The sequence below is a fragment of the Pseudoflavonifractor sp. An85 genome, assembly GCF_002161235.1.
Taxonomy (GTDB): Bacteria; Bacillota; Clostridia; order Oscillospirales; family Oscillospiraceae; genus Enterenecus.
In genome coordinates this window covers 18,489-41,788 of sequence record NZ_NFHE01000007.1, presented here as the reverse complement: position 1 = coordinate 41,788, position 23,300 = coordinate 18,489, and the positions used below count along the sequence as shown (strand labels likewise).

The 23,300-nt window shown below is 59.6% G+C and carries 26 protein-coding genes; 24 read left to right on the top strand and 2 right to left on the bottom strand.

Going from position 1 to position 23,300, the window contains the following annotated elements; genetic code table 11:
* Positions 1–9: 9 nt before the first annotated feature.
* Positions 10–507: a MarR family transcriptional regulator gene (locus B5G37_RS05110; protein ID WP_158099352.1), complete on the bottom strand. Its 498-nt coding sequence runs from the start codon at positions 505–507 to the stop codon at positions 10–12.
* A 194-nt stretch (positions 508–701) separates the two neighbouring features.
* Between B5G37_RS05110 and B5G37_RS05105 the strand changes: the two genes are divergently transcribed.
* The 23 genes from B5G37_RS05105 to hisC all read left to right on the top strand — a co-directional run bounded on the left by B5G37_RS05105 (position 702) and on the right by hisC (position 21,150).
* Entirely contained in the window at positions 702–1,673 is a 972-nt protein-coding gene (locus B5G37_RS05105; RefSeq protein WP_143482872.1) for a M23 family metallopeptidase, read from the top strand.
* Positions 1,657–2,274, top strand: coding sequence for a site-2 protease family protein (locus B5G37_RS05100; protein ID WP_087254901.1), 618 nt, complete (start codon positions 1,657–1,659; stop codon positions 2,272–2,274). The genes B5G37_RS05105 and B5G37_RS05100 overlap by 17 nt, the downstream gene beginning before the upstream one ends.
* Before the next feature lie 112 nt (positions 2,275–2,386).
* Entirely contained in the window at positions 2,387–2,728 is a 342-nt protein-coding gene (gene rplS / locus B5G37_RS05095; RefSeq protein WP_087254899.1) for a 50S ribosomal protein L19, read from the top strand.
* A 144-nt stretch (positions 2,729–2,872) separates the two neighbouring features.
* Positions 2,873–3,733 carry a ribosome biogenesis GTPase YlqF gene (ylqF, locus tag B5G37_RS05090; RefSeq protein WP_087254896.1) on the top strand — a complete coding sequence of 287 codons (861 nt, stop codon included), beginning with the start codon at positions 2,873–2,875 and terminating at the stop codon, positions 3,731–3,733.
* Positions 3,726–4,355, top strand: a complete 630-nt coding sequence (locus B5G37_RS05085; RefSeq protein ID WP_087254893.1) for a ribonuclease HII — start codon at positions 3,726–3,728, stop codon at positions 4,353–4,355. The genes ylqF and B5G37_RS05085 overlap by 8 nt, the downstream gene beginning before the upstream one ends.
* Complete coding sequence (locus tag B5G37_RS05080) at positions 4,352–4,723, top strand: YraN family protein (protein ID WP_087254890.1); 372 nt, start codon at positions 4,352–4,354, stop codon at positions 4,721–4,723. Before B5G37_RS05085 ends, B5G37_RS05080 begins: the two co-directional genes overlap by 4 nt.
* A 12-nt stretch (positions 4,724–4,735) precedes the next feature.
* Positions 4,736–5,671 (top strand): membrane dipeptidase, encoded by a 936-nt coding sequence (locus B5G37_RS05075; protein ID WP_087254887.1) that lies wholly within the window; start codon positions 4,736–4,738, stop codon positions 5,669–5,671.
* Positions 5,668–7,155: a threonine synthase gene (gene thrC / locus B5G37_RS05070; protein ID WP_087254884.1), complete on the top strand. Its 1,488-nt coding sequence runs from the start codon at positions 5,668–5,670 to the stop codon at positions 7,153–7,155. The genes B5G37_RS05075 and thrC overlap by 4 nt, the downstream gene beginning before the upstream one ends.
* Before the next feature lie 24 nt (positions 7,156–7,179).
* Positions 7,180–7,869, top strand: a complete 690-nt coding sequence (locus B5G37_RS05065) for a metallophosphoesterase (RefSeq protein ID WP_087254881.1) — start codon at positions 7,180–7,182, stop codon at positions 7,867–7,869.
* 105 nt (positions 7,870–7,974) lie between these two features.
* A complete protein-coding gene (gene tig, locus B5G37_RS05060) occupies positions 7,975–9,288 on the top strand; it encodes a trigger factor (protein ID WP_158099351.1) in 1,314 nt (437 codons plus the stop codon).
* An 84-nt stretch (positions 9,289–9,372) separates the two neighbouring features.
* Positions 9,373–9,954: an ATP-dependent Clp protease proteolytic subunit gene (locus B5G37_RS05055; protein WP_087254877.1), complete on the top strand. Its 582-nt coding sequence runs from the start codon at positions 9,373–9,375 to the stop codon at positions 9,952–9,954.
* Positions 9,955–10,024: 70 nt separating this feature from the next.
* The gene (gene clpX / locus B5G37_RS05050; protein ID WP_087254874.1) at positions 10,025–11,335 is read left to right on the top strand and encodes an ATP-dependent Clp protease ATP-binding subunit ClpX; all 1,311 of its coding nucleotides are present in this window, start codon (positions 10,025–10,027) and stop codon (positions 11,333–11,335) included.
* Between the two features lie 90 nt (positions 11,336–11,425).
* Positions 11,426–13,840 carry an endopeptidase La gene (gene lon, locus B5G37_RS05045; protein WP_204217859.1) on the top strand — a complete coding sequence of 805 codons (2,415 nt, stop codon included), beginning with the start codon at positions 11,426–11,428 and terminating at the stop codon, positions 13,838–13,840.
* A gap of 10 nt (positions 13,841–13,850) precedes the next feature.
* Positions 13,851–14,444, top strand: a complete 594-nt coding sequence (gene yihA / locus B5G37_RS05040) for a ribosome biogenesis GTP-binding protein YihA/YsxC (RefSeq protein ID WP_087254872.1) — start codon at positions 13,851–13,853, stop codon at positions 14,442–14,444.
* A gap of 3 nt (positions 14,445–14,447) precedes the next feature.
* A complete protein-coding gene (locus tag B5G37_RS05035) occupies positions 14,448–15,200 on the top strand; it encodes a fumarylacetoacetate hydrolase family protein (RefSeq protein WP_087254869.1) in 753 nt (250 codons plus the stop codon).
* A 149-nt stretch (positions 15,201–15,349) separates the two neighbouring features.
* Positions 15,350–15,829, top strand: coding sequence for a CarD family transcriptional regulator (locus B5G37_RS05030; protein ID WP_087254867.1), 480 nt, complete (start codon positions 15,350–15,352; stop codon positions 15,827–15,829).
* 49 nt (positions 15,830–15,878) lie between these two features.
* Complete coding sequence (ispD, locus tag B5G37_RS05025; RefSeq protein WP_087254864.1) at positions 15,879–16,595, top strand: 2-C-methyl-D-erythritol 4-phosphate cytidylyltransferase; 717 nt, start codon at positions 15,879–15,881, stop codon at positions 16,593–16,595.
* Positions 16,595–17,065 carry a 2-C-methyl-D-erythritol 2,4-cyclodiphosphate synthase gene (gene ispF / locus B5G37_RS05020; protein ID WP_087255102.1) on the top strand — a complete coding sequence of 157 codons (471 nt, stop codon included), beginning with the start codon at positions 16,595–16,597 and terminating at the stop codon, positions 17,063–17,065. Before ispD ends, ispF begins: the two co-directional genes overlap by 1 nt.
* Positions 17,066–17,162: 97 nt before the next feature.
* Entirely contained in the window at positions 17,163–17,417 is a 255-nt protein-coding gene (locus tag B5G37_RS05015; protein ID WP_087254860.1) for a DUF3343 domain-containing protein, read from the top strand.
* On the top strand, positions 17,414–18,538 hold the full coding sequence (locus tag B5G37_RS05010; RefSeq protein ID WP_087254856.1) for an aminotransferase class V-fold PLP-dependent enzyme: 1,125 nt from the start codon (positions 17,414–17,416) through the stop codon (positions 18,536–18,538). Before B5G37_RS05015 ends, B5G37_RS05010 begins: the two co-directional genes overlap by 4 nt.
* An 84-nt stretch (positions 18,539–18,622) precedes the next feature.
* Positions 18,623–19,885, top strand: coding sequence for a replication-associated recombination protein A (locus B5G37_RS05005; protein WP_087254854.1), 1,263 nt, complete (start codon positions 18,623–18,625; stop codon positions 19,883–19,885).
* Between the two features lie 21 nt (positions 19,886–19,906).
* On the top strand, positions 19,907–20,101 hold the full coding sequence (locus B5G37_RS05000) for a DUF951 domain-containing protein (protein WP_087255099.1): 195 nt from the start codon (positions 19,907–19,909) through the stop codon (positions 20,099–20,101).
* On the top strand, positions 20,098–21,150 hold the full coding sequence (gene hisC / locus B5G37_RS04995; RefSeq protein WP_087254851.1) for a histidinol-phosphate transaminase: 1,053 nt from the start codon (positions 20,098–20,100) through the stop codon (positions 21,148–21,150). The genes B5G37_RS05000 and hisC overlap by 4 nt, the downstream gene beginning before the upstream one ends.
* A gap of 64 nt (positions 21,151–21,214) precedes the next feature.
* On the opposite strand, the gene B5G37_RS04990 is transcribed toward hisC, so the two are convergent.
* Complete coding sequence (locus tag B5G37_RS04990) at positions 21,215–22,141, bottom strand: hypothetical protein (RefSeq protein WP_087254848.1); 927 nt, start codon at positions 22,139–22,141, stop codon at positions 21,215–21,217.
* Between the two features lie 314 nt (positions 22,142–22,455).
* On the opposite strand from B5G37_RS04990, the gene B5G37_RS04985 reads away from it, so the two are divergent.
* On the top strand, positions 22,456–23,298 hold the full coding sequence (locus tag B5G37_RS04985) for a sigma-E processing peptidase SpoIIGA (RefSeq protein WP_242962762.1): 843 nt from the start codon (positions 22,456–22,458) through the stop codon (positions 23,296–23,298).
* Positions 23,299–23,300 lie beyond the last annotated feature (2 nt).

Sequence of the window (23,300 nt, the reverse complement as noted above, 5' to 3'; positions counted from 1 at the left end):
CCCTCCTGATTACAAGGATGTGTCCGTGGAAAATTCCGCTTCCACGGCTGTGGCCAGACTGCGGAAGGCCTGGGTGAGCAGTTGGGCATCCACACCTTCTTGGGCATCCAGCCGCTGGAGCACGTGCTCCAGCTTGCCCAACATCTCCTCCCCAGTGGTGTGGAGCAGAGCAGCCCCAGATTCGGTGAGGTGAATCCACACCGTGCGGCGGTCGTGGTCGTCGGGCACCCGGCACACATAGCCCAGCTCTTCCAGTTTGGTGATGCGCTGGCTCACGGCCGGCAAGCTCTGCTTCATGGTCTTGGCCAGAGTGGACAAGGTCATGGGCGCGGGGTCACCCGAGGGACAGGACAGACGGTTGTGGCCTTCCGGGTGACGAAGGGTATATAAGGTGAAGAACTCCGACTTGTTGATGCCGGTGTTGGGGATTGCCAGCTTCCATGCCCGGCGCAGGCGATCCATCTCCCGCAGCAGCTCCAAGGCGCGGCGGTGTTCCTTTGTTTGCAAAGCAGTACCTCCCATCCAAAGCCCAACCAAAAGGTTAGGTTACATAATTATGAAACATAAGGGATTATACTCGTCTGATTTTCAGCTGTCAACGCTCAAAAGAAAAGTTCACAATTTATCCAAAAAATCCTGGGAATACCGGAGCCTACCCGTGCATAGGGTGCAGTATGACGATTTGGACAAGGGGGAAGGGTATGGATGCAGGGGTGAGACGGCGCACAGCGCCCAAGCGGAGAGCGCCAGGAAAGCAGACCAAGCCCCAGGGGGGAGCCACCCGCTGGGGCATTCAGCTGGTGGTCAGCGGGGTGCTGTTTTTATTGGTGTTCATCGGTCGAGGGGTATTCCCCGGTCAAGCCCAGCTGGTGGGACAGCTGTTAGAGGCAGACATGGACGTGGGTGGGCTGGTGCAGCAGGCTACGGCCTGGGTCCAGGGGACCATGTCCGGGCAGGAGTGGCTGGCACAATGGATGGGGGAGGAGAGCGCCCAGGAAGAGACTGTGGACACCCCTCAACAGGTGACGCTGCTGGGCCAGCAAAAAAATGTGGATCAGCCCTATCCATCCACCCAGGGGGTGGCTCAGAGCACCGAGACTCAGCAGGTGCAGGCCACACCGGAACCTACAGCTGCCCCTACGCCAGCCCCCACCCCTGAGCCAACGCCCGCGCCCACGCCGCAGCCCACCCCAGAGGTGGTGACGGCAGTGGCCCAGGAGTACAGCCCCGACGGGGTAGAGCTGCCCTCTAATGTCAGTTATGAGCACTACGAACTGGGCCTGACCCAGACCGTGTGTCCCGTGATGGGGCCGGTGAGCTCCACCTTTGGCTATCGCACCAACCCCATTACCCAGAAACATGAGTTCCATCTGGCCCTGGACATTGCCGCCGACGAGGGCACCGAGATCAAGGCCTTTGCCGACGGGGTGGTGGAGTACATTGGCCAGAGTGATGACTTCGGACTGTATTTCCAGCTCATCCACGACAACGGGGTCACCACCTTTTATGCCCATTGCAGCAAGCTGCTCATACAAAAGGGAGATGAGGTGAAGTGTGGCCAGACGGTGGCCCTGGTAGGGGAGACGGGAATGGCCACCGGGCCCCACCTCCATTTTACTGTAGAGAAAGATGACATTCGCCTGGATCCTGCCTACTATGTGGACCCATCCTGAGGTCAAGTGGAAGGTGAGCCCGGGCTTCTGGCTGGTGCTGGGGGTGTTGTACTATTTGGATGAGGGGACCGGGCTGCTGCCCTGGGGACTTCTGGCCTGTTTGGTCCATGAGGTGGGGCATTGGTTGGCGGCCAAGTGGTACGGCGGACAGCTGGAGACGGTGCAGCTCACGGCGGTGGGCGCGGAAATGGTGCTGTGCTATCCCAGAACCTTATCTTATGGAGAGGATACGGTGGTGGCGCTGGCCGGGCCGGTGGCCAACGCCTTGCTCAGCGGAGTGGCGTGGGGGCTGCGTATCCCCGTTCTGGCGGCGTTGAGTGTCGGGTTGGGTGCGTTTAATTTGCTGCCTATCTTTCCACTGGATGGGGCCCGAGTGCTCCATAACTATCTCTGCCCTCTGCTGGGGCCTCAGCGGGCAGAGCGGTGGGGCTTGGTGGCCTCTGCGTGTCTGGTGGGTGGCCTATTGGGGCTGGGTGCCATTCTCGTGGGGGAGTACGCCAATCTCACGTTGCTGCTCACCTCTGCATGGCTCTTCTGGGGCATTGTACGAAAACAGACCTTGGGCTGGTGGCGGGAGAAAAAAGAAAAAACAAAGAAATAAAGGGTTGCTTTCTTCTGGTGGGTATGGTAAAATAACTCGGTCTGAAAAAGGGTGGTCCTCTGCACATACTTAAAATGATGCACGAACGCCTGAATATGAGGAGGAAATATCAATGGAACTGCTGAAGCAATTTAGCCAGAAGTATCTGAAGGAAGAGGCTCCCGTGGCCAACGTGGGTGACACCGTCCGCGTGCACATCCGTGTTAAGGAAGGCAACCGTGAGCGTATCCAGGTTTTCGAGGGCACCGTCATCGCTAAGAAGCACGGTGGCATCGAGGAGACCTTCACCGTGCGTCGTGTTTCCTACGGCGTTGGCGTGGAGAAGGTGTTCCCCCTGCACGCTCCCACCATCGAGAAGGTGGAGACCGTCCGTCGTGGTAAGGTGCGCCGCGCCAAGCTGTACTATCTGCGTAACCGCGTGGGTAAGGCTGCTAAGGTCAAGGAAGATCTGTAATTCCATAAATTGCACGAAAAAAGGAGCGGAAAAATCCGCTCCTTTTTTGTCTTTCCCTCTTTTCCTGGGAAAAAGAATTTAGTATAATAAATCAAATCAACATAGCAACGCCGGGAGCACCGCTTCCGGAGAAAGGGGAGGTATATGAACATCCAATGGTATCCCGGCCATATGACCAAGACCCGCCGGCAGATGGAAGAGGATGTGAAGTTTGTGGACATGGTGGCGGAGGTGGTAGACGCCCGCATTCCCATTTCCAGCCGAAATCCAGACATTGACTCCATGGTGGGGGACCGGCCCCGGATGATCATCTTCAACCGGGCCGACCAGGCTGACCCGGCGGTGACCGCCCAGTGGATGGCCTGGTTTCGCCAGAAGGGCTACGCCGTGCTGGAGACGGACGCCAAGACCGGCAAGGGGGTCAACCAGTTTTCCAACGTGGTCAAGCAGGCCCTGCGGGAGAAGATCGAGGCCTGGAAGGCCAAGGGCCAGGTGGGCCGCCCGGTGCGTGTGATGGTGGTGGGCGTGCCCAACGTGGGCAAGTCTACCTTTATCAATAAGGTGGCCCGGCGGAAATCCGCCAAGGCGGGGGACCGGCCCGGTGTCACCCGAGGCAAGCAGTGGGTGAACATCGATCAGGGGCTGGACCTGTTGGACACCCCCGGCATTTTGTGGCCCAAATTTGAGGACGAGACCACTGGCATGCACTTGGCCTTTATAGGCGCTGTGCGAGACGAGATTTTGGACAGCGAGGAGCTGGCCTGTGGCTTGATGGAACTACTCAGCGCCCACTACCCCGGGGTGTTGGAGGAGCGGTACAAGCTCAAAGACATGGAGGGAAAGGCAGGCTGGGAGCTGCTGGAGATGGCCGCCCGCAAGCGCGGTATGCTCATTTCCGGCGGCGAGGTGGATACCCAGCGCATGTCCCGGGTGCTGCTGGACGAGTTCCGGGGCGGCAAGCTGGGCCGGTTTACCATGGAGCGGCCGGAGGATGTCCATGAATAAGGATGTGGAACCGGTGGACCTGTACCAGTGGGATGCACAGGTTCGAGTCCAGAGCCAGGTGGAAGTTCTGGCTGGCGTGGACGAGGCTGGGGCAGGTCCCTTGGCTGGGCGGGTGTACGCTGCGGCGGTGATTCTCCCCCAAGGGGCGGAGCTACCCTACCTCAACGACTCTAAGAAAGTGACCCCTCGGCGGCGGGACCTGCTCTTTGACCTCATTCGAGAGCAGGCGGTGAGCTGGAGTGTGGCTTGGGTGGAGCCGGAGGAGATTGACCAGCTGGACATTCTCAACAGCCGCATGCTGGCCATGCAGCGGGCCATTGATCAGTTGAACCCAGCCCCCCAGATGGTGCTGGTGGATGGCAACCGGGACCACGGCAGCTGCTGTGCAATCACCACGCCCCACCAGCTGGTGGTGAAGGGGGATGCCCATTCCGCTTCCATCGCGGCGGCTTCCATTCTGGCCAAGGTCAGCCGAGACCGGTACATGGAGGAGATGGCCAAGGCCTATCCTCAGTACGCCTTTGAAAAGCACAAGGGATATCCCACCAAGCTCCACTATGAGCTGTTGCGCCAGTACGGCCCCTGTCCCATCCACCGCCGCAGCTTCTTGAAAAAGCTGTGAGGGGCGGGGGAGAGGCCCGACTGCTGGGCAAGTGGGGAGAGACCCAGGTGGCCAACTACTTGCGCCAGCGTGGGTATGAGGTTCTGGACATGAATTACCGCTGTCGCATGGGAGAGCTGGATCTGGTGGCCTCCAAGGGTCGGTACCTGGCCTTTGTGGAGGTAAAGCTGCGGCGCAATGGGGATTTGATGGCCGCCCGGGAGGCGGTGACCTACTCCAAGCAGCAAAAACTGCGCTCTGCGGCCCTGCTCTACCTGCAAGCGCATCCCACCAAGCTCCAGCCCCGGTTTGACGTGGCGGAGATTTACGCGCCCCAGGGGACTGGGACAAGACATCCCCACATAAACTATCTGGAAAATGCTTTTTAGAGGTGAGTGGGAATGAATCGGTTGATAGTGATGGATGGACACTGTGACACGATATACCGCTGCTGGTCCATGGGGGAGGAGTTGCCCTACAACACCGGCGCGCTGGAGTTGTCCTCCGCTCTGGACACCTTTGGGGGCTATGCCCAGATTTTTGCTCTGTGGTCGGCCAAGGGCTACGTGGGCGGGGAGTGCCTGGAGGCCACCTGTAAGTGTCAGCTGGGCTACTTCCGGCGGCAAATGGAGTGTTACTCCCATATGGTGACCCATTGCACCACCGCCCTCCAGGCTCGGGAGGCCAATGAGGCTGGCAAATGCGCCGCCTTTCTCTCGGTGGAGGGGGCGGAACTGCTGGGGTGCAGCCTTAAGGGGCTGGAGTGGGCCCACCGGGAAGGGGTGTGCGCGGTGAACCTGACCTGGAACCACGAAAATGCCCTCAGCGGCTCCCACTGTGACAACCCCAGCCAGGGTCTGACGGCTTTGGGCCGGGTCTTTGTCTCTCGCATGGGAGAGCTGGGCATGCTGGTGGATGTATCCCACCTGTCGGAGGCGGGATTCTGGGATGTGATGGAGGTGCAGGAGGGACCTGTTTTGGCCAGCCACTCCAACGCCCGGGCGGTGTGGGAGCACACAAGAAACTTGACGGATGAGCAGATTACTGCCATAATAAAACACCAAGGTGTCATTGGCCTGAACTTCTACCGGAATTTTGTGGGAGGAAAGGAAGGGCTGGATGATGTGCGGCGTCACCTGGATCACATGCTGGATCTGGGCGGGGCCAAATGCGTGGCTTTGGGTGGCGACTGGGATGGAGCGGAGCTGATTGCCCCTCTGGCCCACATCACCCGCCTGGAGGATTTGTATGAATATTTCCTCCGCTGTGGATATCAAGAAGGGTTTTTACACGACCTGTTTTACAATAATCTAATGGGGGTAGTGAGACAATCATGAATTATCTGAGCACAAGAGACAACCATTTGCGTATGACCGCAGCTCAGGCCATTTCCAAGGGATTGGCCCCCGACGGCGGTCTGATGACCCCCCAGGTGATGCCTCGTCTGGCGGGGAATGCCCTGGAGAGTTTGAAGGACATGTCCTACCAGCAGCGGGCTGTGTACGTGCTGGCTGGATTCCTGGAGGGCTTCTCCAGTTCTGAGCTCACCGCCTATGCCCGGGCCGCCTACGGCGGCGGGAAGTTCTCCCACCTGGATGTGGCCCCGGTGCGGGCTGTGGATGAGAACACCCACTGCATGGAGCTCTGGCACGGCCCCACCTGCGCTTTTAAGGACATGGCGCTGCAGATGCTGCCCCATCTGTTCTCCGCTTCTCTGGTGAAAAACGACGAGAAAAAGACGGTGTGCATCCTGGTGGCCACCTCTGGCGACACCGGCAAGGCCGCTTTGGAAGGCTTTAAGGATGTGAGCAAGACCAAAATTCTGGTCTTCTACCCCAAGGACGGCGTGTCTGACATCCAGCAGCTGCAAATGGTGACCCAGGAGGGCAGCAATGTGGGCGTGTGCGCCGTGGTGGGCAACTTTGACGATGCCCAGACTGGGGTCAAAAAGCTGTTCTCCAATGAGGAGCTGGCCCAGCAGCTGGCCGAGCGTGGCTACTTCCTGTCTTCGGCCAACTCCATCAACTGGGGCCGTGTTCTGCCTCAGATCATCTACTACATTTCCGCCTACTGCGATTTGCGCAAGCAGGGGGCCATTGAGCAGGGCCAGGAGATCAATGTCTGCGTTCCCACGGGAAATTTCGGCAACATTCTCGCCGCCTACTATGCCAGAATGATGGGTGTGCCCATTAAGACCCTCATCTGTGCATCCAACGAGAACAACGTGCTCACCGACTTCATCCGCACCGGTGTGTACGACCGCAACCGCCCCTTCCACAACACCCTGTCTCCCTCCATGGACATCCTCATCTCCAGCAATCTGGAGCGGCTGCTCTTTGAGCTCTCCGGCCGGGATGACCAGCAGGTGGCCTCCTACATGGAGCAGCTGGCTCAGGAGGGACGCTACGAGGTGAGCCCCGCTATCAAGACTAAGCTCCAGCAGGCATTTGCCGCCGGATACTGTGACGATGCTCAGACCAAGGAGACCATTGCCAAGGTGTGGAAGGAGCACAACTACCTCATTGATCCCCACACCGCTGTGGCCTTCCATGTGTTGGAGGAGTACCGCAAGGAGACCGGGGACGAGACCGTGACGGTGGTGGTGTCCACCGCCAGCCCCTTCAAGTTCTGCTCCAGCGTGCTGGAGGCCCTGGGTGAGCACGAATTTGCCCCCGGCACCGAGATTCTGGACCAGCTGTCGAGGCTCACCGGGGTGGAGGTACCCAAGCCCCTGGCCAGCCTCAAGGACAAGCAGGTGCGCTTTGACACGGTGACCGAGAAAGAGGGGATGCTGGACCAGGTGCTGGAGTACCTGCGCTAATGTTGACAAGTAAGGAGTGAGGCAATGGCTCTGTATGCCATTGGAGATACCCACCTGTCCCTGGGCTCCAACAAATCTATGGAAGTGTTCGGGGGCAGCTGGGAAGGATATGTGGACAAGCTGGAGCAGGGGTTCTCCCAGGTGTCCGACGACGACACGGTGGTGCTGTGCGGAGATTTGTCCTGGGGCATGAGCCTGGAGGAGGCGAAAAAGGACCTGGAGTTTCTCAACTCCCGCCTGCCGGGGGAGAAGTGGATTTTGAAGGGCAACCACGACTACTGGTGGAACACAGCCTCGAAAATGAACACCTTTTTCCGGGAAAACGGCCTGGATCGTCTGCACATTCTCCACAACAACTGTGCCTTTTACGGGGATGTGGCCCTGTGCGGCACCCGGGGCTGGTTTTATGAGGAGCAGGCCAATGCCCCCTCGGGGAAGGTGTTTCGCCGGGAGGTCATGCGCCTGGAAACCTCGCTGAAAGCGGCGGGAGAGGCGGAAAAGTACTGCTTTCTCCACTATCCGCCCTTGTACAAGGGATACCAGTGTCCGGAGATTTTGCAGCTGCTGGAGCAGTACCAGGTAAAGGTGTGCTGCTATGGCCATCTCCACGGCCCCAGCCACCGTTTGGCGGTGGAAGGAGTGCAGGGAAGCGTGGCTTACCAGCTGGTGGCAGCCGACTACATCGGTTTCCGCCCGAAAAAAATTTTGGATTAGCAAAAAAAAGGGTGGAAATATTCCATCGCATCTGATAGAATGGATTGGATTTATCAGAAAGAAAGCCCATAGCCTATGGCTGGGCTAAGTTGGAGGAACGTATACATGAACATCAAGAGCAACGAGAAAAAAGAAAACAGCGCCATTGAGCTGGTCATCGAGGTCAGCGCTGCTGAGTTTGACGCCGCCATCAACAAGGTGTACAACAAGCAGAAGAAGAACATCATGATCCCCGGCTTCCGCAAGGGCAAGGCTCCCCGCAAGATGGTGGAGAAGATGTACGGCGAGCAGGTGTTCTTTGAGGACGCTGTGGAGGAGGCTTATCCCGCTGCCTATGATGCCGCTCTGAAGGAGGCTGGCATTGTGCCCGTGGCCTACCCCAAGCTGGAGATCGTGGAGATCAGCAAGGACGGCTTCACCTTCAAGGCTCTGGTCACCGTGCAGCCCGAGGCTTCCGTGAAGGAGTACAAGGGCCTGGTGGTTGCCAAGCCCGAGGTGAAGGTCACCGCTGCTGACGTTAAGGCTGAGATGAAGCCCTTCATTGACCGCGCTTCCCGTCTGGTGAGCGTGGAGCGCAAGGCCAAGAAGGGTGACGTGGCTGTCATCGACTTCGAGGGCTTCAAGGACGGCGTGGCTTTCGAGGGTGGCAAGGGCGAGAACTATCCCCTGGAGCTGGGCTCCGGTAGCTTTGTTCCCGGCTTTGAGGAGCAGGTCATCGGCATGAAGGCCGGTGAGGAGAAGGACCTGGACATCACCTTCCCCGAGAACTACACCGCCGATCTGGCTGGCGCCGCCGTGGTCTTCAAGGTGAAGGTCAACGAGGTCAAGGAGCGTCAGGAGCCCACCCTGGACGACGAGTTCGCCAAGGACGTGTCCGAGTTCGACACTCTGGACGAGTTCAAGAAGGACCTGAAGGAGAAGCTGAAGGCTCGCCGTCAGGAGCAGGCCGAGCGTGAGTACGAGGCTGCTGTCATCGACGCTCTGCTGGAGAACCTGGTGTGCGACGTGCCCGAGGCCATGGTGGAGTACCGCGCCGACAAGATGGTGGAGGAGCAGGCTATGCGTATGCAGCAGAGCGGCCTGAACTTCCAGGACTACCTGAAGTACATGGGTCTGTCCATGGACGACGTGCGCGCCCAGGCTAAGACCGCCGCTGACCGCGCTGTGCGCACCGCTCTGGTGCTGGATGCCGTGGCTAAGGCTGAGGGCATCGAGGTTTCCCAGGAGGAGCTGGACGCCGAGGTCAAGCGCCTGGCTGAGCAGTTCAACGTCACCGAGGAGCAGGTCCGTGAGGTCACCAACGTGGACGACATGAAGCAGGACCTGGCCTCCAAGAAGGCTCTGGAGCTGGTGAAGTCCTCCGCCAAGAAGCCCGCCAAGAAGAAGGAAGAGGCTGAGACCGAGGCTCAGGCTGAGTAAAGATTTTTATGGCAAGGGAGGAATATTCCTCCCTTGCCATTGGGTATACTGGAACTGATTTCCAGTGACAAAGGAGAGGTTTCCATGAGTTTAGTTCCCTATGTTGTGGAGCAGACCAGCCGTGGAGAGCGTTCTTACGACATTTTCTCCCGCCTGCTCAACGACCGCATCATTTTTCTGGGCGAAGAGGTGAATGCCACCACGTCCGCACTGGTGGTGGCCCAGCTTTTGTACCTGGAGGCCCAGGACCCCGATAAGGACATTCAGTTCTACATCAACAGCCCCGGCGGCTCGGTCACCGACGGCATGGCCATCTATGACACCATGCAGTATATCAAGTGTGACGTGTCCACCATCTGCGTGGGTATGGCCGCCTCCATGGGTGCGTTTTTGCTCTCTGCCGGTACCAAGGGCAAGCGTCTGGCTTTGCCCAACGCTGAGATCATGATTCATCAGCCCTCCGCCGGCACCCAGGGCCAGATCACGGATATGGCCATCCACCTCAAGCGTCTGGAAATCATCAAAAAGCGGATGAACCAGATTCTGGCCGACAACTGCGGCAAGAACGTGGAGCAGGTCACCGCTGACTGTGAGCGCGACAATTTCATGACCGCCGAAGAAGCAGCGGCCTATGGCCTGATTGACAAGGTCATTTATAATCGTTGATGGTGCAAAGGGCGGAGACAGGACATGTCTTCGCTCTTTAGCACGTTTCCGAAAGGAAGGTATTCCATTTATGGCTCGAGATGAGTATAAAACCGTTCGCTGTTCCTTTTGTGGCAAGCATCAGGAGCAGGTGGAGCGTATCATTGCCGGACCTGGGGCATACATTTGCAACGAGTGTGTCCACCTGTGCCTGAGCATTCTGGGCGAGGAGCAGGAGCCGGAACTGGACAGTCTGGAAATGCCCGACGTGATCCCCACCCCCCGGGAGATTCGTGAGGTTCTGGACGAGTATATCATTGGCCAGGAGCAGGCGAAGATCGCTCTGTCCGTGGCGGTATACAACCACTATAAGCGGATTTACTTTGGCGGCGGGGACTCGGTGGAGCTGCAAAAGAGCAACATCCTTCTGGTGGGCCCCACCGGCTGCGGCAAGACCCTCTTTGCCCAGACTTTGGCCCGGGTGCTGAAGGTGCCCTTTGCCATTGCCGATGCCACCACCCTCACCGAGGCCGGTTATGTGGGCGACGACGTGGAAAACATTCTGCTGCGCTTGGTGCAGGCGGCAGATTACGATATTGAACTGGCCCAGCGTGGCATCATCTATGTGGATGAGATTGATAAGATCGCCCGCAAGAGCGAGAATACCTCCATCACCCGAGATGTGTCCGGCGAGGGCGTGCAGCAGGCTCTGCTGAAGATTCTGGAGGGGACCGTGGCCAACGTCCCGCCCCAGGGAGGCCGGAAGCATCCCCACCAGGAGTTTTTGCAGATTGACACCAAGAACATCCTGTTCATCTGCGGCGGCGCCTTTGATGGTCTGGAGAAGATCATCGAGCAGCGCATGGAGCAGAAGACCATCGGCTTTGGCGCCCAGGTGCGTACCGCCGCCGAGCGGGAGCAGGAGGATATCTTCCGCTATGTGCAGCCCCACGACCTGCTGAAGTTCGGCATCATCCCCGAGCTGGTGGGCCGTCTGCCGGTGATTACCGGCCTGAAGGCTCTGGACGAGAAGCAGCTGGTGCAGATTCTCACTGAGCCCAAAAACGCCCTGGTCAAGCAGTACCAGAAGCTGCTGGAGTACGACAACGTGGAGTTGGAGTTCACTCCCGAGGCTCTGGAGGCTGCGGCCAAGAAGGCTGTGGAGCGGAAGATCGGCGCCCGTGGCCTGCGTGCGGTGCTGGAGGAAGTGATGACTCCGGTGATGTACGATGTGCCTTCGGATGACACCATTGCCAAGGTGAGCATCACCCCTGCGGCCATCCGTGGGGAGGAGCAGCCTCTGGTGGTGCGGGAGGAGGGCCGTCCGGCCCGTCCCCGCCTGGGCGCTGCCGCCCTGCGAGAGATGAGCAGCCAGGCCAAAGGCAAGGGCAACGCATCTTGACATAAATACAAAAGGGGCGGGCGCAGGCTCGCCCCTTTTTGACCATCAACCATCCCTTCTGCGAGAGGGGAAGGAAAGGAGGAATCCAATATGACGACCAAGAACGAACACGAGATTGTGGCCATGCCAGCCCTGGCGTTGCGGGCCATCACCGTGTTTCCCAATTTGTTGCTCCACTTTGACGTGGGCCGGGAGATTTCCATCCGGGCCTTGGAGCAGGCCATGGCGGGCAGCCGGGAGATTTTCCTGGTGACCCAGAAGGAACTGGCGGTGGAGGAGCCCACCCAGGAGCATCTGTACACCGTGGGTACCGTGGCCACCGTCAAGCAGATTCTTCGCCTGCCGGAGAACAATGTGCGGGTGATGGTGGAGGGCAAAACCAGAGGGAGAATGCTGCGGCTGCTCACCACCGAGCCCTACCTCACCGCAGAGCTGGAGCTTTTGGAGGAAGTGCCCGGGGCCAAGGAGAACACCCCTCGCACCGAGGCCCTTATTCGCCAGATCTATTCCATGGTGGAGCGATACACCCAGCTGTCCGACCGAGTGTCCCCGGAGGTGTACCTGCGTCTGTTGGCCAGCGATGATCCCGCCTACATAGCCGACTATGCCGCCCAGAATATGCCTCTGCGCTTTGAGGACAAGCAGGTGATTCTGGAGGAGCTGCGGCCCACCCGCCGCCTGGAGAAGCTGGCCCGGATCTTGGCCCGGGAGGTGGAAATTCGCCAGGTGGAAAGCGAACTGGAGGGAAAAGTCCAGGAGCAGATGGCAGAAAACCAGCGGGACTACTACATGCGAGAGCAGTTGAAGGTCATCCAGCGGGAGCTGGGCGACCGGGATGACGGGGATGAGATCGCCGAGTACCGCCAGCGCGTGCGGGAGGCTAAACTTCCCGACGAAGTGCGGGAGAAGCTGAACAAAGAGATCAAACATCTGGAAAAGCAGCCCTATGGCTCTGCCGAGGCCTCGGTGCTCCGGGGCTACCTGGACACCTGCCTGGAGCTGCCCTGGATGGTAAAAACCAAAGAGCGGGCCAACGTGGCCACGGTGTCCAAGGTTCTGGAGACCGACCACTACGGTCTGGAGAAGGTGAAGGAGCGCATTCTGGAGTTTGTGGCGGTCAAGCAGCTGTCCCCGGACATCAAGGGCCAGGTACTCTGCCTGGTAGGCCCTCCCGGTGTGGGTAAGACCTCCATTGCCATGAGCGTGGCAAAGGCCATGAACCGGAAGCTGGCCCGTATTTCTCTGGGCGGCGTCCACGACGAGGCTGAGATTCGAGGCCACCGCAAAACCTATGTGGGGGCTATGCCTGGGCGCATCATTGCCGGCATCCGTCAGGCGGGAAGCGTCAACCCGGTGCTGGTCCTGGACGAGCTGGACAAGGTGGGCAGCGACCACCGGGGCGACCCCAGCGCTGCACTGCTGGAGGTGCTGGACGTGCACCAGAACGCCACCTTCCGGGATCACTACCTGGAAATGCCCTTTGACCTGTCCGATGTGCTGTTCATTGCCACCGCCAATACCACTGACACCATCCCTCGGCCCCTGCTGGACCGTATGGAGATCATTGAAATCGGCAGCTATACCGACGAGGAGAAGCTGCAAATTGCCAAACGCCACCTGTGGCCCAAGGAGCTGAAAGCCCACGGACTCACCCGCAGCCAGGTGAAGCTCACCGACGAGGCCCTGCGCCAGATCATCTCCGGTTATACCCGGGAGTCCGGCGTGCGCCGCCTGGAGCGGCTGCTGGACCAGCTGTGCCGGAAAGCCGCCATGAAGCTGGTGCGGGAAGAGGTGAAGTCCGTGCCTATCAATCCCGGCAACCTGCAGGAGTATCTGGGCGTGCGCCGCTACGCCAAGGACAAGACCGCCGGTCAGCCCCAGGTGGGCGTGGTCAACGGCCTGGCCTGGACCTCTGTGGGCGGCGAGATCCTGGAGGTGGAGGTTAACGTGGTGGATGGTACCGGAAAGGTGGAGCTCACCGGTAACCTGGGCGACGTGATGAAGGAGTCCGCCCGCACCGCTCTGTCCTTCATTCGCAGCCGTGCCAAGCAGCTGGGGCTGGAGGGCAGCTTCTACAAGGATAAGGACATTCACGTCCACTTCCCCGAGGGTGCCGTGCCCAAGGACGGACCCTCCGCTGGTATCGCCATCACCACCGCTATGGTGTCCGCCCTCACCGGAGTGCCGGTGCGGGGAGATGTGGCCATGACTGGAGAGGTGACCCTGCGGGGCCGTGTGCTGGCCATCGGCGGATTGAAGGAAAAGACCATGGCCGCTCTGCGCAACGGCATGTCCACCGTGATTCTGCCCCAGGACAATGTGAAGGACCTGGAGGAGATCGACCCCCTGGTGCGGGAGAGCTTGAAGTTCCTCCCGGTGACCAGCGCCGACCAGGTGTTGGCCTATGCCCTGGTGGGGGAGTGCGCTGCCGACCAGACCTGTCAGACCATCATCACCCCTGACCCGGGCAAGAGCCCTGGTGTGGCGGTGAATTTGTGCCAGTGAGGTGTGAGATATGAAGGTGAATTTGAACCAGGCGGAGTTTGTCCGCTCGGCGGCTAAGCCCGCCGACTTTCCCCGGGATACCCTGCCCCAGGTGGTGTTTGCCGGACGGTCCAACGTGGGCAAGTCCTCGGTGATCAACCGTCTGCTCAACCGTAAGAACTTTGCCCGGGTGGGTTCTGCTCCCGGAAAGACCACCCACATCAACTACTTTCTCATTGACAAGCAGCTCTATTTGGTAGACTTGCCCGGCTATGGCTACGCCAAGGTGTCCATGGCCGAGCGGGCTCGGTGGGCCAAGCTCATTGAGGGCTGGTTTGCCGATACCTCTCTGATGACCCTGGGCATTCTCATTGTGGACTCCCGCCACAAGCCCACGGCAGACGACAAGGTGATGAGCGACTTCTTCCTCACCACCGATAAGCCCTATGTGGTGGTGGCAAACAAGCTGGACAAGCTGAAAAAGAGCGAAATTGCCCCCAACCTTCAGCGGGTGCGTGACACCCTGGAGCTGCCCGATGAGGTGCCGGTGATTCCTTTCTCTGCGGAGAAGGGAGAGGGCAAGCAGGAGCTGTTGGAGCTGATTTTCAACCATATGGAGGGCTGAGGTATGAAGTACGTGCGTTTCCAAGGCCAGCATGGCCCCCAATGGGGCGTGGTGGAAGGGGAGCAGGTGAAAACCCTCGCCCAGGCCCCCTATGAGGGGGTGGAGTACGATGGGGGCAGCCTCCCTCTGTCAGAGTGCCAGCTGCTGGCCCCCTGTACCCCCACCAAGGTGGTGTGCATCGGCAAAAACTACGCCGAGCACGCCCGGGAAATGGGGGCAGAGCCCCCGGGATTTCCCGTCCTCTTTATGAAAGGGCTCAACGCCCTCAACCACCCGGAAGGGGAGATTTCGCCCCCGGCCTTTGTCCAGCGTCTGGACTATGAAGGGGAGCTGGGGGTGGTGATCCGCCGCCGCGCCACCAAGATTTCCGCTGCAGATTGGCAGGAGTACGTGCTGGGCTACACCTGCCTCAATGACGTCACCGCCCGGGACGTGCAAAAGCACGACGGACAGTGGACGCGAGGCAAGTCCATGGACGGTTTCTGCCCCGTGGGCCCCTGGGTGGTGGATGGGATTGACCCCACCGAGCTGGATGTGACCACCCGCATCAACGGGGAAGTGGTGCAGCAGGGAAACACCCGGGATTTCATCACTCCCATCCCGGAGCTGGTGGAGTTTGTCACCGCCTCCATGACCCTGGAGCCCGGTGACGTGGTGGCCACGGGAACGCCTGCGGGCATCGGGCCCATGCAGACGGGCGATGTGGTGGAGGTGGAAATCTCCCACATCGGCGTGCTGCGCAATTACGTAAAATAAGAAAAGGCGATGTTGCACCAAAAGGCGGCAACATCGCCTTTTGTCAATTCCGGGTAAACGACATGGAAAAATTCCACGCCCACTTGCATTGCAAAGGAAAAAGGGGTATACTAACTTTGTGAGTTTATACATATTTGGGAGGTGGAATCGTGTATCAGATTGGTGATAAGGTGGTACATCCTATGCACGGGGCGGGAGTCATTGACTCCATCGTCCGCAAAAAAGTTGCGGGCAAAGTCCAGGACTACTATTTGCTCAAGCTGTCTGCCGGAAGCATGATGGTCATGATTCCCACAGAGCACAGCGATGAGATTGGCGTCCGCCCCGTGGTGTCTGGCCAGGAGGCCACCCACATTCTGACGGCAATGGAAGACATCCAAGTGGACATGACCCAAAATTGGAACCGTCGGTATCGGGAGAATATGCTGCGCATCAAAAGTGGGGATCTGCTGGAAGTGGCCAAAGTGGTTAAGGGCCTGATGATGCGGGAGACCCAAAAGGGTCTGTCCACCGGGGAGCGGAAAATGCTCCACTCGGCCAAGCAAATTCTCATTTCCGAGCTGGTGTTGGCCCAGAGCATGCCCTATGAGGCTGTAGAGGAGCGGGTCAACAAGGTTCTGCACCAATAATCAAAAAAAGGAGCCGACCGGCTCCTTTTTTCACCCTGGAGGAAAAACTATGTCATTGTTTGGACGGAAACGAAAGCCCCAAGAGCCCACCTGCACCATGGTGGTGGTAGCGGCGGGGTCATCCCAGCGCATGGGACAGGATAAAATGTTTTTGGAGCTGGAGGGTCAGCCGGTGCTGGCCCACACCCTGCTGGCTATGGAGGGCAGCTCTCGGGTGGATCAGGTGGTGGTGGTCACCCGGGAGGACCTAGTGGGCGCGGTGGCCAATCTGTGCCGGGAATTGGGCCTTAGTAAGGTGAAAACCGTGGTGCGTGGGGGAGCCACTCGAGTGGAATCTGCCCGACTGGGTACCATGGAGGTGCCCCAGGATGCCAAACTCATTGGCATCCACGACGGAGCCCGCCCCTTTGTGAGCTCTCAAGTGATGGAGCGGGTGGTGGATCAGGCCGCCCAGGCGGGCGCAGCTGCTCCCGCCATTCCCGTGCAGGACACCGTCAAGGTGGCTCACAACGGTGTGGTGGACCACACCCCGGACCGGGCTACCCTCTTTGCGGTGCAGACCCCCCAGGTATTTGACGCCGACCTGATCCGGGGGGCTCTGGCCAAGGCGCTGCTGGACAACGCCCCGCTCACCGACGACTGTTCGGCGGTGGAGCGGCTGGGTATGCCGGTGTCCCTGGTGGAAGGGGACCGGAATAACATCAAGTTGACCACCCCGGCGGATCTGGCGGTGGCTCGGGTGATTTTGGAGGGATGGAATCAATGATGCGTGTGGGACATGGATACGATGTACATCGCCTGGTAGCCGGGCGTAAGCTGATTTTGGGGGGTGTGGACATCCCCTGGGAGATGGGCCTGTTGGGCCACTCGGACGCCGACGTGCTGGTTCATGCGGTGATGGATGCTCTGTTGGGGGCCGCTGGCCTGTGGGACATTGGCCACGCCTTCCCGGACAACGACCCCGCCTATGAGGGCATTGACAGCATGCTCCTTTTGGCCCGGGTACGGGATATGCTGGAGGAGAAAGGGTACACCGTGGGCAACGTGGATGCCACCATCCTGGCCCAGCGGCCCAAACTGGCACCCCACATTCCTCAGATGCGGCGCAACATCGCCCAGGTGCTGGGTGTGGAAGAGGACTGCATCAACGTCAAGGCCACCACGGAAGAGGGCCTGGGCTTCACCGGCAGTGGGGAGGGGATGGCCGCCCACGCCGTAGCGCTTTTGAACCGCTGACACTTGCGGACGCTCTTGTGCATAGGATGTGCAAGAGCGTCCGTATCTTTTTTTATGGGAGCGGACCCAAACCCAGCGGGAAGGGAAATGATACCCTATGGTATATTACTTGATCGTATGCCGCTCCCTGACCTATGCCCAGCGCGGGGTGCGGCTGTTGGAGCGGGCGGGGATCTCCGCCTATCTGGTGCGAGCCCCTAGGCTCATCGCCCAGGCGGGGTGCGCCTACTGTGTGAAAGTGTCCAGCCGATGGCTGGAGCGGGCCTTGCAGCTGCTGCGGGGGGAACATCTCAACCCTCGGGGGGTCTATCAGCAGCTGGAGCACGGGGAGTATGAGGAGGTGGAAGTATGATCTACCTGGATAGCGCCGCCACCACCATGGAGAAGCCCCCAACGGTGGCGCGAGCCACCGCCTGGGCCATGACCCATATGGCCAGCCCAGGCCGAGGCGGGCACCGGGCGGGAATGCGGGCCGCCGATACCCTCTTTGAACTGCGGGACACCGCTGCCCAGTTATTTGACGTGCCCAGCCCCGACCGGGTGGTGCTCACCTATAATGCCACCCATGCAATCAACCTGGCCATCCACGCCCTGGTGCGCCCGGGGGACACGGTGCTTATCTCTGGCTACGAGCACAACGCCGTCACACGGCCCCTGTGCGCCCGGAAAGACATCACCCTCCGGGTGGCCCAGGCCCCGGTGTTTGACCAGGCGGGGATGCTGGAGGCGTTCCGGCGGGAGTTGGAGCGGGGGGTGGATGTAGTTATCTGCACCCACGTCTCCAACGTCTTTGGCTTTATCCTGCCCATCGAGGAGTTGGCCCAGCTATGCCGGGAGAAGGGAGTGCCCCTGCTGGTGGATGCCTCTCAATCCGCAGGGGGCTTGCCTGTGAGCTTATCCGGATGGGGGGCGGCCTACGTGGCCATGCCAGGACACAAGGGGCTGTACGGACCCCAGGGCACAGGGCTTCTGTTGTGCGGGGAGGAGCTGCCCGCCCCCTTGCTGTATGGCGGCACCGGCAGCGAGTCCAAAAACCAGGCCATGCCCCAGGTGCTCCCCGACCGGCTGGAGGCGGGGACCCAGAACGTGGCGGGAGCGGCGGGGCTGCTGGCTGGCCTGCGCTTTGTCCGTCAAAAAGGGATTGCTCGCATCGGGGCCTATGAGCACTGCCTGTGTAGCCGTATGATGGACGCTTTGGAGGAAATCGAGGGAGTGCGGGTCTTCCGGGGCAATGAAGCCCAGAGTGGGGTGTGCTCCATCACCGTGGAGGGGATGGACTGCGAGGAGGTAGGCAGCTGGCTGGCCTGCCACGGCGTGGGAGTTCGGGCAGGGCTCCACTGCGCTCCTCTGGCCCACCAGACTGCCGGGACCCTGGACACCGGGACGGTGCGGCTGAGTTTCTCCGTGTTCAACACCACCCAGCAGGTACACACGGTGGCGGGACTAATCCGACAAATGGTACGCTGCCACTAACCTCCATCCTCTCCCTTGCGGGAATCGCTTTTGTGTGCTAAAATGTCACAAGAGAATTTCCCAGGAAAGAGAGGTGTACAGGGCATGTATCAGCCCTTGGCAGACCGAATTCGTCCCCAGACCCTGGAGCATGTGGTGGGACAGCGGCACATCTTGGGGGAGAATGGCCTGCTGCGCCGCATTGTGGACAGCGGCAATATCCCCAATATGGTCTTTTACGGTCCCTCGGGGACAGGTAAAACCACCGTGGCGGATATCATCGCCAAGCGGTCTGGGCGCACCCTGCGGCGGCTCAATGCCACCACCGCCTCTTTGGCCGATGTGCGGGATGTGATGGATCAGGTGGGGACCCTGCTGGCCCCCAACGGGGTGCTGCTCTACCTGGATGAGATCCAGTACTTCAATAAAAAACAGCAGCAGACCCTGTTGGACTATATGGAAACGGGGAAAATTACCCTCATTGCCTCCACCACGGAGAACCCCTATTTCACCATCTTCAACGCCATCTTGTCCCGGTCCACCGTCTTTGAGTTCAAGGCCCTGACCGCAGAGGATTTGCTCCCGGCTGTGGAACGGGCGGTGAAGCTCATGGATGAGGAACTGGGGGGTGAGAGCCGGTTTGAAGACGGTGTGAAGGGGTACCTGGCCCAGGCCAGTGGGGGAGACGTGCGCAAGGCCCTCAACGGAGTGGAGGTGCTCATGAACGCCGCTGCTACCCCCAACGGTGTGCGCACCATCACCATGGCGGATGCCAAGCTGGTGGCCCAGCGCTCCTCCATGCGTTATGACCGGGACGGGGACCAGCATTACGATATTCTGTCCGCCCTGCAAAAGTCTATCCGCGGCTCCGATCCAGACGCGGCGGTGCACTATCTGGCCCGACTGTTGGAGGCGGGAGACTTGCTGTCCGCCTGCCGGCGTCTGATGGTCATTGCCTGTGAGGATGTTGGGTTGGCCTATCCCCAGGTGATTCCCATTGTGAAAGCCTGTGTGGATGCCGCCACCATGTTGGGGATGCCCGAGGCCCGGCTGGCCCTGGCGGATGCGGCCATTCTCATGGCCACGTCCCCCAAGTCCAACTCGGGCCATGACGCCATCAATGCCGCCATGGCGGATATTCGGGCGGGCAAAACCGGGGACTTTCCCCGCCACCTGCAAAACGTCCACGCCGACGGCACCGGGTTTGAGCGAGAGCAGGGGTATCTCTACCCCCACGATTTCCCAAACCACTGGGTCCAGCAGCAATATCTGCCCGACGCCCTGGTGGGGCGGGTGTACTACGAGTACGGCCCCAACAAAACCGAGCAGACGGCCAAGGCCTATTGGGACAAGATCAAACACCAATGAGAGGAGGGGCATTCCATGCCCATGGATATCCACGTCGGCGACGTGTTGGAGATGAAAAAACAGCACCCCTGCGGCTGCAGGGACTGGAAGGTGCTGCGGGTGGGAATGGACTTTAAGCTGCGCTGCCTGGGCTGTCAGCGGGAGATGATGATTCCCCGGGCCAAGGCGGAAAAGGCCATCAAGCGGGTGAAGCGAGAGGGGGAGAATCAGGGATGAAAGAGTTTTGGAGCCGCCGCATTGTGGATGCGGTACCCTATGTGCCGGGAGAGCAGCCCAAAGGCCGCACTTTTGTGAAACTCAACACCAATGAGTGCCCCTATCCGCCTTCACCCAAGGCTGTGGAGGCCATTGCCCAGGCAGCCGGGGAGTCGCTGCGCCTCTATCCGGACCCGGGGTGCCTGGAGCTGCGGCGTGCCATTGCCCAGCGGGAGGGACTTCACCCCAACCAGGTCTTTTGTGGGAACGGCTCGGACGAGGTGCTGGCTTTTGCCTTCCAGGCCTTTTTTGATCCGGATAGAGAGATCGTCTTTCCCCAGATTACCTACAGCTTCTATCCCGTATATACCAATTACTTCGGTCTCACTTGCCGCCAAGTACCCATGCACCCCGACTTCTCCACCCCTGTGGAGGAGCTGATGGGGAAAAACGGCGGTGTGGTGCTGTGCAATCCCAACGCCCCCACCGGCATGGGGGTGTCCCGGGACGTGGTGGAGAAGCTGCTGCAGGCCAACCCCAATGTGGTGGTCATTGTGGACGAGGCCTATGTGGACTTCGGTGGGGAGAGCTCTGTGGGGCTCATAGACCGCTATCCCAACCTGCTGGTCATTCAGACTGCCTCCAAATCCCGAGCCCTGGCCGGACTGCGGGTGGGCTGGGCTATGGGAAACGAGAACCTGATCCAGGGCCTGTGCTGTGTCCGGGACTCCATCAACTCCTACCCGGTGGACCGGCTGGCCCAGGCGGGGGCTCAGGCCGCCATCCAGGACGAGGAATACTTCGCCCAAACCTGCCAGAAGGTAGTGGCCACCCGGGCGCATACCGTTCAGCGGCTGAAGGAGATGGGGTATACAGTGCTTCCCTCCCAGGCCAACTTCCTTTTTGTCTCCCACCCGGACAAGCCTGCCAAGGCGTTGCTGGACGGCCTGCGGGAGCGGGGCGTGCTGGTGCGGTGGTGGTCCAACCCTGCCATTGAAAACTGGCTGCGCATCTCCATTGGCACCGATGAAGAGATGGACACCCTGCTTTCCGCCCTGAAAGAACTTTGAATAAGAAACATGCCCGTGAGCGTGGGAATCACCCAGGCTCACGGGCATGTTCATGTTTTGTGAATTATTTGTTCCCACGTCGGAACACCCACAAAGCTACCAAAAGGACAAGGATGAGGAACGCCCCTGCCACCAAGAGGGGGGCAAAATCCACCAGCGTGGGGCCCTGGCTGGTGGAGCCGTTGGGCATACCCGAGCTGTCCGTCTGGGTAGAGGTTTGATTGGTCTTGGCGTAGGCAAGGACCGCTTCATAGTTATAGAAGGGGTGCAGAGTTTCGTCTTGGGACATGGCCTCACGGACAGAGGTGTCGGTAACTTCCGCCACGGAAGGCCCATAGTCCCCCATGGGATACCAGTAGGAGGCGATGTCGTTTTCAAACAGCAGAAGCATAGGCATACGAATGCCAGGCAGTCCGCCCACTAAAACCGCATCTTCCGTGGTGATTCCCGCCTGTTCCAGTTGGGAGATTTGGGTGGAATATGGGGTGAAATCGGTGTACATGGCCACTTCACTCACGGTCCATGCGCCTTCTTTTTCCTGAACAGAAGCCTGCTCCTCAGGGGTCATGAGATGCGCGGTTTCTGGATTGAGTGGCAGACCTTTGGCCAGTGTTACCGTGGCGTACAGAGAGCCCACCTGCATGGGAATGACCCAGACGGAGACGCATTGCTCCAGATGAGCTTGGATATCGACTTGCTGCACCAAAGACAGGTTCTCCAACTCGGTATCAATGTAGACGGGGATGGCGGTGGAAAAGTCTACGGACGTGGGGATTGCATCTTTCTCGCTCTCCGGAGCGGAAAGGGTAGGCAACGTGTTCTCATAGGCGACGGTGAGCTGGGAGAGAATCTCCTGCTCCAGTTGGGATGGATTGGGGCAGACTTGGGAAAAGTCTGACGGAGGTGAGGTGGCTGCAGCGGGGGCGTGAATGGGGAGTGCGGCGGCCAGAATACAAAGGGATACCAGGCATACCATCCATTTTCGTAGCATGCGTCAAAACCTCCTTTCATTTGAGTACATGCTGCCAAACACCAATTCGACGGTACTTACTTGCATCAAGTTCCATTCAATTGTGCGGCATGAGCGGTCAGGGAGAGAAAAATAGAAGGTGTGTTTTTCGCATTTCAATCACTTTCTTTCACTTACATTATATATTTTTTTAGGGGAGCGTCAACTATAATTTGTAAAAACAACCAAAACGATGAAGGGGACATCTTGGTCAAGGCGACGTAGGAACTCCACCCTTTGACCTTTTTTGAAGGGAGGATGGGGCTATAATCATAGGGCGTCAGACAAAGGGGGAGATGCCGGTGACCGTGGTGTATGTGGACTTGTTGTGGCTGCTCAACTTCATCGCCAACCACCTGTTGCTGTTGGGAGCGGGACGGCTGGCGGGAGCGGGTCTGCGCCGGTGGCGCATTGCTCTGGGAGCGGCTCTGGGGGCTGTGTACGCGGTGGTGCTCTTTCTCCCCGGTATGGGGTGGTTGTCTCTGTTGCCCTGTAAGCTGGCGGTGGCGGTATTGATGGTGGTGTGCGCCTATGGGGGCGAAATGCGGCTGTGGCGGGTGCTGGGCCTATTTTTTGCCGCCTCCGCGGGACTGGCTGGGGCCGTGCTGGGCTTTGAATGGCTGGGGAACACCTCCCTGACCCTGCAATCCGGGGTATTATACACGCAGATGGACCTGAGACTGTTGCTGGTGGTCTTTCTGGCGTGTTATTTTGTGTTTTCTTTGCTGCTGCGGCGGCTGGGGGCCCACACGGGGTCAGAACTGGTACATATGGAGCTGACCTTTCCCCAGCGAGTGGTGTCCATGACCGCCCTCCACGACACCGGGCTGACCCTGTCAGACCCCGTGACCAACCGCCCGGTGGTGGTGGCGTACTGGCGAGATTTTGCCTGGCTTCTCCCCCAGGGTGCGGATGTGGCACAGCCCGTGGCCTGTGCTCGACTGTGCCACGATCAAGGTATCCACGGGGTGCGTCTGGTACCCTATCGAGCGGTGGGGGTGGATACCGGGATGCTGCTGGCGTATCCCACCCAGGGGGTGCGGGTGGATGGACGGGACATGGGCAAGCTGCTGTTGGCCCTGTCGCCCACCCCGGTCAACGACGGGGGCACCTATCAAGGTCTGTTTGGAGGAGTGTAAAC